Origin of the sequence: Bacillus sp. CH_70, assembly GCF_038007045.1 — a bacterium.
In the GTDB taxonomy this organism is placed as follows: Bacteria; Bacillota; Bacilli; order Bacillales; family Bacillaceae_G; genus Bacillus_A; species Bacillus_A cereus.
On sequence record NZ_JBBOWL010000002.1, the window covers coordinates 119817 to 133002 of the forward strand.

The following is a 13186-nucleotide window of genomic DNA, read 5'->3' on the forward strand; positions in this document are numbered from 1 at the left end:
ATACATGGAAAGGAACGATAGAATATGGAAAAGTTACAAATTGGAGTTGTTGGTGTGGGCGTTATGGGAAAAAGCCTCGCACTTAACTTTGAGAGCAAAGGGTATTCTGTTGCCCTATATGATATTTCAAAGGAAAAAGTTGATGAAACCATTGAGGAAAACCGTGGTAAAAACTTAGTTGGTACTCATATAGTTGAAGAGTTTGTTAACTCACTTGAATCACCTAGAAAGATTTTATTAATGGTTAATGCAGGGGAAATTACAGATAAGGCGATTGATTCTCTAGTCCCTCACCTCGATAAAGGTGATATTTTAATTGACGGTGGTAATACATACTTTGTCGATACAATTCGCCGAAACAAACGTCTTGCTGAAGAAGGAATCAATTTCATCGGTGCAGGTGTGTCAGGCGGCGAAGAGGGTGCACTGAAGGGACCATCTATTATGCCAGGCGGACAGAAGGATGCATACGAAAAAGTAAAGGATATGCTTGAAAACATCTCTGCAAAAGTGAATAACGAGCCTTGCTGTTCTTATATCGGACCTAATGGGGCAGGCCACTATGTAAAGATGGTTCACAACGGTATTGAGTATGGAGATATGCAATTAATTTGTGAAGCATATTTCTTCTTGAAACAAACACTTGATTTGACTGCAGAAGAGTTCCATGAAATATTTGCTGAATGGAATAAAGGTGAACTGAACAGCTATCTAATTGAGATTACAGCCGATATCTTCAAGAAGAAAGATGAAGAAACTGGTAAGCCATTAGTGGATGTTATTCTTGATACTGCAGGACAAAAGGGTACAGGGAAATGGACAAGTCAAAGCGCACTTGATTTAGGTATCTCTCTTCCTATTATCACGGAATCTGTATTTGCTCGTTGCATTTCTGCTTTAAAAGAAGAGCGCGTGAACGCAAGCAAAGTTTTATCTGGCCCTAAAGATAAAACAGCAATTGGAGTTGAAAAAGCTGAATTAATTGAAGCAGTGCGCCAAGCTTTATATATGAGTAAAATTTGTTCTTATGCACAAGGATTCACACAATTGAAGGCAGCTTCTGAGGAATATGATTGGAACCTTGATTTTGGCAGCATTTCTATGCTTTGGAGAGGCGGATGTATTATTCGTGCTGCCTTTTTACAGAACATTAAAGAGGCTTATGAAACAAACACTGACCTACCGAATCTTTTACTTGATCCATACTTTAAAGAAATTGTAGAGTCATATCAAGGTGGATTACGCCAAATTATCTCAATGGCAGTACAACAGGGCATTCCGATACCTGCATTTTCAGCAGCAATTTCTTATTATGACAGCTATCGTACTGCCAAACTACCTGCAAACTTGTTACAAGCGCAGCGCGATTATTTTGGAGCGCATACGTATAAACGAGTAGATAAAGAAGGTACATTCCACACAAAATGGATATAAAATAAGAAATGGACTAAGATTAAATTCTTAGTCCATTTTTCATCCCACAATTCACAGGCTATAAGACTCCCACTGATGGAAGTTCACTTTAAACGAATGACTGAGTCAAAATGCGTTTATTTTTCCCATTTAGATGAAAAACTACATAACCTTTAAGGTGAAATGTTATCTGAATAATCTCACAATTGTTGATTTTTACTCCTTTTATTTTGGATCATTTAAATCCTCTTTACTTGCCTTTAATTATATAAAACTGCTTCTTATTTGAAACTATATAGCCTTATCGCGGCTATTACTTCTTACTTGAAACTATATAGCCTTATCGCGGCTATTACTTCTTACTTGAAACTACATAGCCTTATCACGGCTATTACTTCTTACTTGAAACTATGTAGCCTTATCACGGCTATTACTTCTTACTTGAAACTATGTAGCCTTATCGCGGCTATTACTTCTTACTTGAAACTACATAGCCTTATCTTGGCTATAAACTCTTATTTGAAACTATATAGCTTTATCGAGGCTATTACTTCTTATTTGAAACTACATAGCCTTATCACGGCTATAAGCTCTTACTTGAAACTATGTAGTCTTATCATGGCTATAAACTCTTATTTGAAACTATATAGCCTTATCACGGCTATTACTTCTTACTTGAAACTATGTAGCCTTATCATGGCTATAAGCTCTTATTTGAAACTATATAGCCTTATCTTGGCTATTACTTCTTACTTATAATAATGAATAGCTATATTGTGGTTATAATTTCGTAATTTATGAAACGTTATAGCTATATGATGGCTACAACTTTAAAAAAATGAAACGAGAATATCCTGAAAATCATTCGACTAAAAAAATTTTTATTCTATGTAATTTACTAATAAACGTTGATATAAAGCCATTTCATTAAATATGAAAGAAAAAACAATAAAATCATTATAGCTATATGATGGCTACAACTTTCACTTTAAAACTTCAAAAAACCTATATATACCAATGGTTACAGCAGCTTTCAATAAAATATAACTTGTTTTAAAAACATGAAACGTTATAGCTATATGACGGCAGGAAACATGAAACGAAATGAAACGTTTATAGCGGTATGATGGCCACAACTTTTCATTTAAAAACAGTTATAACTCCCTATATATCAGTGTTTATACGAAATCTATAGAAATTTCTTAGTCAATCCAAAACATGAAACGTTATAGCTATATGATGGCCACAACTTTAAAACGAAATTAGCGTAAAACCCTATAAAATCAATGGTTTAGTAAGATTTCCCCCACAACATACTACGTTTCATATTCAAAAAACTTCATAGCCCTATGGTGGCAACAAACTTTTTTTTATGAAACGTCAAATCCCTTGTCCCCCAAGGGATTTGGGCACGTTTCATTTTTTTATTTTTCCTCTTAAAGGGACAGATTTCACCAGCATTCGATTTGATATAATCAAAAATGAAATTCTATATCTAATTGTGGGGAAAACTGCAACTTAACATAAAAGGAGGTGAAAAAGATGGCAAAACCTTTCGTTATAAAGAACAAACGTAGTTTAAATGGTGAAACAACAACACCGGTAATAGTAACAATTAAATCATGGCAAAAGTTAGTAGAAGCTTTGGAAGGTAAGTATTACAGTTTTAAAGATACCTATCTAGAAGACATTGTGAATTCAATGTCCTATGAAGAACGAATTGCAGATGAAGAGGGATTTGTTGCTAAAGCAAAGCCATCTTTTTCACTGAAAATGAAAAAGATTGTAGATAAAGTAAGTGAATTTGATAAAAACGAAGGCAGAAAACATAAGCTATATGGTATTACAAATGCTGATTTAGAAGTATTTCTATTTCTTCATAAAAAATGTAATACATATGGTGAACTTTCGCATGTATCGATCCACATGCTTTGGGAAGATTATAAAAATTATAAAGAAGCATTTGCACATATTCACCACTCACAATTTTATGTGGCTTTGAAGAAGTTAAGTTTCCATAACATCATTACAATCGAAAATGAGTACAGTGGTAAATATAAAATCACCTTAACTGATTTCATGAATAAAGAAACGAATAAAGCAAATGCATATACATTTATTAGCCCGATAGTATTTACCAAAGAATTCTTTGAGTTATCCATTGCAGCTAAGAAACTATTCATGGATGTAGCAATGCAGCAGAAACGCGAAACTACCCTGAAACGTTCTTTATTCAAAGTTGATGAACAAGGAAACTCAACACACTTTAGTGGTATGTATCGTTACTTACATAAGAAATACCCACATCAGATTCGTGCTGTACTTGAGGAATTAGAAACAAAACTTTCTGCTACTGAATCTCCTTTATTTAAAATTTGCAAGTTAGAAAAAGGGAAGAGGAATAAAAAGCAATACACAACATTGCATTTATCTGTACATCCTGATTTCTTATGCGCAAAAGAAGAAGGAGCAGAATACCGTGATCCATTTACACCACGAGATACATATAAGCGTAAAGCTAAATTCATAGAAAACTTGTTAGTTGAAATGAATATTGCTGAATTTGCAAAGGATATGAACCAATTCATTAACGTTTTAAAACACTCCTGTCATCGTCAAATTCGCCAAGTAGTTCGTGGCTTACGGGAAATGATTGATCGACAAGAAGGATATCCGAAAAAGCTTGTTTATACACTAAGTAAATTATTAAAGCAATCTTCTCAATATCGTGTATTAGACACAGCTGCTAAAACTGGTATTTATCCTTTAATTACACACAATGTACCTAAACATGAACAAGAAGAGACCATTTTTAAATTTGGTACTCATTTTGCTATATACTCTTTACGCAATGTTCAAAAGCTATTCCGTAAAGCGCATGACCTGCTTCATGCGAAATATGCTGTACCTGTAACTATAGATGCATATCATCGTAATTACATGCAGTATCAAGAGGAATCACTATTTAGAAAATATGCTTATGAACAAGGGGTAAATATTAACGCATATACAGCATTAGAAATTGAAATTCGCGAACTCTTAAAGGCTAGTGGACATAAAGGAAATCAAATCCCTAGCGATATTCGTGAACTGTTCATTGAAAAAATTGATAAATTGCCGAAGGAAAAGATTCGTGTAATTGAGGTCCCTGAAGACTTTGATTTAATTCCGTTTCTACAATCTTTAGAAGCATATTACCGTTCAACAAATGAAATACCACATACGGTTGATCAGCTGCTTCCTGCAATGTAATGATACAGCTCTCTATTTTTGAAAAAAGCAAAAGTGGAGGGCTATTCGTGTTGGAGATAGCATGTGAAGGGTATTATTTCAAACAAAACAGAGAGTAAGTTTTCAATTTTAATGATTACGGCTCTCTATTTTTTATGCAATTACATACAGTGCATGTGAAACAAAATGAGATATTCACAATTTCTAAGTTATTTATTCTGAATTATCAATCCGATTATGTCATTTCATCTACAAAAAAGCAGAAATATTTTTTATAATTCTGTTGATATCTTAATAATTTTGATTTGATGTGTATAATATAAAGCCTTAAGTGCTATTCTTATCATGTTCTATCTCTAAATCTACTTAAAATCAGAAAATCTTCTGTTAGTTATGTTTAAAAAGTGGATTCTGTTTCTAACTTTGACCAATTTGTTAATAAATTGTGTGTAGTTTTTAAGAAATGTGGAAAGTTTGTTCGTAAGTCAGCAAAATTTGCATTTATTATTTATTCAGTCACTCGCATCAAGTTAACGATGATTATATGTAGTTTTTATATACCTACTTTACGATATTTTGTAGTTTTTAATCATCATCCAGCTCATTAAGTTCATTCCCAGTATTTACTTTTTATGATTTTTTACGGCTAGAGTAATAATGAACCCTTAGCACAGCAATGTTTTAAGACGATTTTTTCTCTGTATAATAGCTTTATCTTTTTTCTTTATATATATTAAAGATATATATTATATTAGGTTTTTATATTGTGTAATACTTACTATAGAGAATAGACCCTGTGTAAAACCAATTTCATTTCTTAATGGAATTGGTTTTTTTTATGTATTTTAATAAACATTATATTTGGTTTTAATCTTCCTAAAAAAATTTTGATATAAAACATAATTTTTTTTATTTCTCTTAGATTTCCGAAAAAAGTAAATCATACTTAAAGTAGATAGTTGATTAGTGGAGATTACAATGAACTTTGTAATCTCCTAAACATTTAAAAAGAGAGGTGAAGACATGGTAAAAAAAAAATCCCAGAAAAACGCCGAAAAAAAGAAATTTACATTCTTTAAAAAAGCAAAGAATAAAACAACTGAAATATTAGATATGCAACTAGAAAATTCAGAAGCACTTAAAGAAAAGAAGAAACGTAAAACAAGGGAGAAAGTTCCGGCGATAACAGGAAGAAAAGTAGGTAAGGTTACATTTTGGTGTGTGATGGGATTCGTGTTTGTAGGAAGCTCTCTTTCATTTATCCAACTTGCCGGTCCTCCTAGAGCAGTAGCTGTTCAAGAAAAGAAGGAGGAACCCGTAAAAATTAAAATGTCAGAAGCAGAATTAATTGCATATGCGAATAGTTTTGCCGCAAATTATTTTAACTGGAAAGTTGATATGAATGTAGCTGAAGAACGAAAAAAACGATTAGAGAAATTTCTAGTTGAAGGATCCGATGCGCAAGGTGGATTAAATAGAGACACTTTAAAAAACGCCTCTAGTACTTTAGTTAAGTCGGAAGCTGTAGAGGTTCGGCAAAAAGGAAATGAAGCAGAAGTAACATTGAAAATCATTCAGAAACTAGAACCTGTAAATAATCCTGCTCCAGGAATGACTCAAGCCCCAGATACACCAAAAGAGCCTAAAGAAGTTACAAGGTACTTCTCTATTCCAATTTTAATGGAGAAAGGAAAAATGGTCGTTCCTAACAATCCTACAATCGTTCATGGAGAGAGAGAAAAGGCATCTTATAAAGTGGCTACCTTCAAATCAGAAGGACGAGAAATTAATACAGATGCAGAAGTAAAAAAAGTAGAACAATTTTTACAATCTGTATTTAAAGTTTATACAGAAGGAACACCAGAAGAAATTGCTTACTACTTTGAAAAAAGTAATATAACAAATGGACTAAAAGGTATTATGACATTTAGCAAATTAGAAAACCTACGAATTTATGAAGATAAGGATAAAGGATACAGAGTCTTAGTTGATGCTAAGTTAAAAGACAATGATAGCAGCTTAGAGTACACATACACATATGATTTAAATCTTGTAAATAAAGATAACAAGTTTTCAATTAGCTCTATGAAGAAATTTGAAAACACATTAGAGAAAGTGGAGGGTAAATAATTATGGAGCTTTTGGGAGTAGATATGGTTGCTCAGCAATTACCTGCTATAACAGATGCAGCGGTTCTAGGGAACATTAATTTTGGGGTAAATATTAAAAATTGGTTAGTAGCTCAGTTAGGTCCAATCTTTTTAGTTTGTGCAATCATCGGTGTAATTGTTCTACTTGTAAAACGACAAATGGCAGCTTTAATTGGTTGGCTGGTACTTTGTGCAATTGTTTCAGTATTTGTATTCTCACCAGACGTATTTAAGGACCTTGGAACAAAATTATATAACTTAGTTTTCAAATGATAACTAATAAATTTTTAAGGAGTTGGTATAAGTGACTCAGAAACCGACTCGTAAGGAAGTAAGGACTTATAACTCTATTTGGGATATTCCAAAGAGTTTATATGGGATAAGGGACATAACACTCCCTTTCCCAGTACCTTACAGACAACTGGGAATCTTTGTTGGGACACTTTTAGTAATTATATTTCTAAATCAGTTTTTACCCTTAGGAGAGAATGTCTTTTTCAAATATTTAATATTACCTGGTGGTATAGCGTACTTCTTTGGAAATGTAGAATTAGATGGAAAAAGCCCACACAAATTTATATATCGATTCTTTGTATTCACATTTGAAAGAAAAAAGTTGAGTCGTTATAAAGATACAACTGGTAATATTGGAAGCTATCAATATAAGACGGTAGTTCGATTTAAGGATGATTCAATTGAGAAAAAGTAATTAATTAATCTATACAGAAGAATTAGTTTAGTCTCATATTCTTCTCTAAGGAGGCACAAATGAATCAGGTTGAATTTCCAGTCAAATATTTTCATGATAATTTGATTTTTAACCAAGATGGTTCTTGCTGGGCGTATTATGAGGCATACGGGATTCCTTACGAATTTAAAGGAGACGATGATAAAAATACGTTGTTTATGCGACAACTCGGTTTATTTTGGAATTATGAAGAAGAAAAACATCTATTAATGATTCCTGTTTATCAGAATTTCAAAGAAAAAGCCGATGAGTTTAAAGAAACAGTGAGTGGTGAACTAAAAGAGCTGGCAATAGATCATACTGATGACGTTGTCCATGAGTTAGAAAGAAAATTTGGTAAAAACGCTGTAGAATATCGTTATTTTATAGGTGTGAAATTAAAAGTAAGACACATACAAGAAGGACTTAAGGAAATGCTTTACACTGCATTCCATACTTTTAAAAACACTGCAGAACAGTTTGGGTTACTTGGTGATACCAAAATACTAAAAACTGATTTGGAGATGTTTAAAAGGGAAGCTAACGCCTTTAGAAACAAAATAAGAAAACATTTAGCCGTAAGAAGTTTAGAAACAAATGAAACACAATGGATTGTATTACGCAACTTCTATCGTACATTGGAAGCACCTGTTACAGCAGGATGGACGCCACCAGTAGTTGATGATGATTCTGCTATCTTTCCGAATCAAGAGAGTTTATTACGCTTAACAGAATCCGAAATAGACGTTAAAGGAAGACATATAGAAATGTCTCAAATCGGTTCTGATGGATTAGAGTATCCAGCATATATGAGTTTCTTATCTACATCGAAGATTCCATACACAATGGAATTTCCAGACCAAGAGTGGATGTATATGATCCAAAATATAGATTTCCCAATCGAACTAAGTGTTCGTACAGAAAATATTAACCATCGTAAAGCTCTATCTAAACTTAATAAAAAGAAAAAAGATTTAGAAGATCAAGAAGCCCATGCAAGGGAAAATGCACAAACTGTTGGGTTAAACGTGTATGAAGGTGTTCAAGAAGCTACTGAATTACAAGCCCTTATACAAAAAACACGTATGCCACTAGTTAAGACATCAGTATCTTTCTGTATATGTGCTGAAGATTTAGATACAATGCGTCGAAATACCAATTCACTTATTTCTATTTATAGAGAGATGATGATTGAACTAGTAAGACCATATGGAGATCAGTTCCTGCTGTTTAATGAATTTATCCCTGGTGCTAGAAGATATGTAAATGATTATATACACTTTATGGAGCCTGGGGTTCTGGCAGCCGGTATGTTTGGTGCAACACAAGATTTAGGTGATAATATCGGATTTTATATAGGTACAACTGGTATTTTAAACAAAGCAGTTTATATGACACCTTCTCTCGCAGCGACAAATACTGTTGCAAATCAAAAAACGAGTGCACTTTCAGTTGCAGTAACAGGAAGTACTGGTTCTGGTAAATCATTTGGAACAAACTTAATTGTTTACCTAGCGGTACTAGGAGGAGCCCAAACACTGATTGTCGATCCAAAAGGTGAGAGGGGGAACTGGACAGAAGATTTACACGGCTTAGAAGGTAAGGTAAATGTAATTACACTAGGGACTGATAGACGAGATGAAGGGAAACTAGACCCATTTATCATTTATAAACATAGTCGGAAAGATGCAATTGAGTTAGCAATGACAATTCTTACTTTCATTACAGGTATTAAACCAGATAACTCGGAAAAATTCCCGCGCTTAGCTTCAGCTGTAGAATTCGTAGCAGGAATGGAAGAACCGTGCTTAACAGCTGTATCTCAATACCTTGAAGATAGTGAGGATAAAGTGGATCAACAATTAGCCGCTCATATTCAAGCTTTTGAGAATTTATCCTTTGCACACTTAATCTTTGGGGATGGAACAAATAGAGATATTGAACTTGACACGGCAGTAAATATCATACAAATTCAGCATCTTGACATGCCAGACATTCAAAAAGATCCGAAAGATTATACCCTACAAGAAAACTTATCGGTTAGTATGTTGATGTCTCTATCTTCTTTTGCAAGAAAATTTTTTCAAAAGGATCCTACTAAATTCAAAATTGTTCTATTAGATGAAGCATGGGCAATCATGGGGACTTCTCAAGGGCGAGAGTTAGCTCGTAAGCTAGTTCGTGAAGGTCGTGCCTTAAACTCTGCAGTATACTTTGCAACTCAAAGCGCAAGTGACCTTGGAGATGAGACATTTAAGAATAATATCGGTATGAAGTTCTCATTCCGTAATACCGACAGTAAAGAGATTTCTTCAATCTTAGATTTCTTTGGTTTACCTGATAATGAAGAAAATCATGCGATTATTACTAATTTAGAAACAGGACAATGTTTATTCCAAGATATCCAAGGAAGAACAGGTGTTGTCACAATGGATGTAGTGTTTAAGGATTTATACGATGCATTCGATACAAGACCAAATGCAAGAAAGAATTATAGAAAGTCAAATGATGATGAAAAGCAGGAAGTTAATGCAACCTTTGTCGAAGAAGGGGGAGAAAAAATAAACGTAGGAGTGAGTTAACATGGTAAAAACTAAACTAAAAAAATTAATGCTATCTAGTCTATGTGCTGGCGCTCTAATTCTGAGTGCTGCATGTGGAAATAGCGAAACAAATGTAGGGGAAGAAAAAGATAAACAGGGGCACACTCCTAGAGGAATAATGCTAGATTTTGTAAAAGCAGATTTACAACGGGATCATAAAACAATACTTAAGCTTGTAGTAGATGGAGAAAAAGATACTATATTAGATAAAAATCAAGGTCCTAAAAATAATTTGTCTTACAAAGATTATAAAGTAAAAGAGTATATAGTCGATAAGGATACGATTATGTATAACTTTATATCAAAAAAACCCCCTAAAAATATTGATAAAGAAATAAAGTGGATAAGGGTGGTTCGAACAGATAAAGGTTTTAAAGTACGTAGTTATGCTGCCCCTTATCGAAATGAAATCGATGAAGTAGCAAATACTAAACCGACAAATGAGTTTAGTTCGAAAGATTAATAGGTTTCCCATAAAAGGGGGAGTAACATGTAATGAAAAAGTTTATTACCCTATTGTTATTAATTTGTACTTTGCTTTTAGCATTTAATTTAATTTTTAAAGCTGCTCCAGTATATGCAGAGGAAGAACCCAGACCTTCTCTTATAGACGATATTATTCCAAAGAATAAGGAAAAATTAAAATATGAAGAATACCCTCCAAGTAGCTATGGGATTGATATTTATACACCAGAAGGTGGATTTGGTGAATCCCTTAAGTTTTGGAAATGGGGGGATAAAGTTAAAGAACAAATGGTTGCTGTATTATTTAGTCTTATAAGTATTGGATGGACCATTAATCTTGGAATTAGTACTTTTGTTACAAGTATGGTCGGCCAATCTATGAGTCTCAATATTGTAGCTGATGTAGGAGATAAATTAGGCGATGTAATATCTAAAGCAGCAGGGTTCAATGGTTCTTGGGGTAATGGAATATATAGTGAATTAATTGGACTTATGTTAGCTTTATTAGCCTGCTGGGTTATCTGGGTAGGTTTTGTACAACGACGTCAGTCAGAGATGCTAGGAGGATTGTTAAAAGCATTAGGGATCTTAGTTTTTACTTTAGGTTTTTTCGCAAACTCAAGTTATATTATCAAAGGACTAAACACTTTCTCCGAACAAGTAAATAAAACTGTTCTTGATTCCACTCAAAGTATTAGTGGAGCAAGTGAAGGATATTCAAGCGGTGTAGATTCCATTACTGATTTAACACACACTCTATTAATAAAACAACCTTATACATTACTGCAGTTTGGTACAACAGATATGAAAAAAATCGGTGATGAGAGAATTAAGAAAATGTTAACAACAACTAATGCGGATGAAAGGCAAAAACTCCTAGAACATGAGGTAAAAGATGAAAATAATAAAATTCTAGTGTTAGATGCTACTTTTGAGCGTGGCGCTTTAGTATTACTACTTTTCTTAATCAATGGACCTTTATGGGTTGTCTTAGGATTATGTAGTATGGCGATGTTGTTCTACCAATTAATGTTTATTATCGTAGCATTAATGTCACCTGTAATGTTATTGATGGCACTAGTACCTGCATGGACTGGGACAGCAAAGAGATTTTTATCTGAATTGTTCCGAACGTTGCTTATGAAAGTTGCAATTGGCTTTCTTATAACTTTAATGTTTTGGGTTTCTTCAATCTTATTTAGCGCAACGGATAAGTATGGTTATTTAGTAGTTGCTGCATTACAAGTACTTTCGTTCTTAGGTGTTTGGTTATATCGTAAAACGATTTTTGATGCTATTACTACGGTACCAGCAAGTGCAGGAGCTGCACGCGCATCAGATGCTATGAGTAATATTAGGCAGAAATATCGTGATGTTAGACGTGGATCTAAGACAGTTGGAAGAGGTGTAGCAGTAGCTGGAGCCGCGGGTGTTGCAAGTGCGGCAATGGCCGGAAAAGTGGGTAAATCAGGCTATAGTAAGTTTAAACAGTTGAAAGAAAACTATGCTGATAGAAAAGAGAAGGTAGCAGATGGTAAACGCAAGGAAAAAGAACAAATGCAAGCAGAAAAAGAAAAAAATATTAGTCAAATGAAAAAAGAAGAAAATTTAGGTGTTCGTGATAGAAAAGGACATCAGGAGCAAGAAATGGTTCAGGAAGAAGTAGCCGCAACTAAAGAAAATCCACAATTAGCAGTACGTGAGAAACCTCAAGATAATAATATTGAAGTACAACAAGCAGAATTAAAAGATAAAGAAGAAGATGTAAAGGCGAATGTTAAACCAGTAGCACCATTAAATGAGGAACTAGGTAATAAAGAAGAAGATGTAAAAGCTCAAATCAGACCAGCTGCGCCTCAAAATAATGGTGGTCTTGATAATAAGCAAGAAGATGTAAAAGCGGAAGTAAAACCATTAGCGGCAATTAAAACACCAACAGGTCAAACAAAGCCAGTTACAACACCAAAGTCAGGAACGACACCATTACAATCGAATCCGATGGAAAGCAAACCAATCACAACACCGCAGTCAGGAACAACACCATTACAGTCGAATCCGATGGAAAGTAAGCCAATTACAACACCGCAGTCAGGAACAACACCATTACAGTCGAATCCGATGGAAAGTAAGCCAATTACAACACCACAGTCAGGAACAACACCATTACAATCGAGTCCGATGGAAAGCAAACCAATTACAACACCACAGTCAGGAACAACACCATTACAATCGAGTCCGATGGAAAGCAAACCAATTACAACACCACAGTCAGGAACAACACCATTACAGATCCGATTGAGAGCAAGCCAATTACAACACCACAGTCAGGAACAACACCATTACAATCGAATCCGGTTGAGAGTAAGCCGGTCACTACTTCCCATGTGAGTACACCACAAAAACAAGTAGAGGTAAAACAAGTTAATCAACAACAAACTAAAAGTGTTCCTAAAGTGAATAATCAACAACATGTAAAAGAAGGAGCAGATATTAAGAAAGTTAACGCAAAAGCACAAACGCAACAAGAAGCCTTAAAAAATGTAAAAGCAAAAGAAAACATAAAACCAAAATAATTCAGCTCGTGAGGGAGGGTTTAT

The 13186-nt window shown here is 34.0% G+C and carries 7 protein-coding genes and 1 pseudogene; all 8 read left to right on the forward strand.

Features of this window, described 5'->3' with window-relative positions; translation table 11 throughout:
* Nucleotides 1–24: 24 nt before the first annotated feature.
* The 8 genes and pseudogenes from gndA (at nucleotide 25) to N2V79_RS27600 (ending at nucleotide 13162) form a co-directional block, all read left to right on the forward strand.
* Nucleotides 25–1434 (forward strand): NADP-dependent phosphogluconate dehydrogenase, encoded by a 1410-nt coding sequence (gene gndA, locus N2V79_RS27565; protein WP_000413557.1) that lies wholly within the window; start codon nucleotides 25–27, stop codon nucleotides 1432–1434.
* A 1521-nt stretch (nucleotides 1435–2955) separates the two neighbouring features.
* Nucleotides 2956–4665: a hypothetical protein gene (locus tag N2V79_RS27570; protein WP_340720408.1), complete on the forward strand. Its 1710-nt coding sequence runs from the start codon at nucleotides 2956–2958 to the stop codon at nucleotides 4663–4665.
* 1002 nt (nucleotides 4666–5667) lie between these two features.
* Nucleotides 5668–6774 carry a conjugal transfer protein gene (locus N2V79_RS27575; protein WP_340720409.1) on the forward strand — a complete coding sequence of 369 codons (1107 nt, stop codon included), beginning with the start codon at nucleotides 5668–5670 and terminating at the stop codon, nucleotides 6772–6774.
* 2 nt (nucleotides 6775–6776) lie between these two features.
* The gene (locus N2V79_RS27580) at nucleotides 6777–7067 is read left to right on the forward strand and encodes a hypothetical protein (RefSeq protein ID WP_340720410.1); all 291 of its coding nucleotides are present in this window, start codon (nucleotides 6777–6779) and stop codon (nucleotides 7065–7067) included.
* A 31-nt stretch (nucleotides 7068–7098) separates the two neighbouring features.
* Nucleotides 7099–7503 (forward strand): TcpE family conjugal transfer membrane protein, encoded by a 405-nt coding sequence (locus N2V79_RS27585; protein ID WP_340720411.1) that lies wholly within the window; start codon nucleotides 7099–7101, stop codon nucleotides 7501–7503.
* Between the two features lie 59 nt (nucleotides 7504–7562).
* A complete protein-coding gene (locus tag N2V79_RS27590) occupies nucleotides 7563–10103 on the forward strand; it encodes an ATP-binding protein (RefSeq protein ID WP_340720412.1) in 2541 nt (846 codons plus the stop codon).
* A gap of 1 nt (nucleotide 10104) precedes the next feature.
* A complete protein-coding gene (locus N2V79_RS27595) occupies nucleotides 10105–10587 on the forward strand; it encodes a hypothetical protein (RefSeq protein WP_050845187.1) in 483 nt (160 codons plus the stop codon).
* Between the two features lie 32 nt (nucleotides 10588–10619).
* Nucleotides 10620–13162 (forward strand): annotated as a pseudogene (locus N2V79_RS27600) (CD3337/EF1877 family mobilome membrane protein).
* Nucleotides 13163–13186: the final 24 nt, after the last annotated feature.

Excerpts from the sequence above, each read along its gene's own strand:
- N2V79_RS27590 (WP_340720412.1), top strand. The coding sequence starts at position 7,563 with ATGAATCAGGTTGAATTTCCAGTCAAATATTTTCATGATAATTTGATT.
- N2V79_RS27575 (WP_340720409.1), top strand. The coding sequence starts at position 5,668 with ATGGTAAAAAAAAAATCCCAGAAAAACGCCGAAAAAAAGAAATTTACA.
- N2V79_RS27595 (WP_050845187.1), top strand. The coding sequence starts at position 10,105 with ATGGTAAAAACTAAACTAAAAAAATTAATGCTATCTAGTCTATGTGCT.
- gndA (WP_000413557.1), top strand. The coding sequence starts at position 25 with ATGGAAAAGTTACAAATTGGAGTTGTTGGTGTGGGCGTTATGGGAAAA.
- N2V79_RS27570 (WP_340720408.1), top strand. The coding sequence starts at position 2,956 with ATGGCAAAACCTTTCGTTATAAAGAACAAACGTAGTTTAAATGGTGAA.
- N2V79_RS27580 (WP_340720410.1), top strand. The coding sequence starts at position 6,777 with ATGGAGCTTTTGGGAGTAGATATGGTTGCTCAGCAATTACCTGCTATA.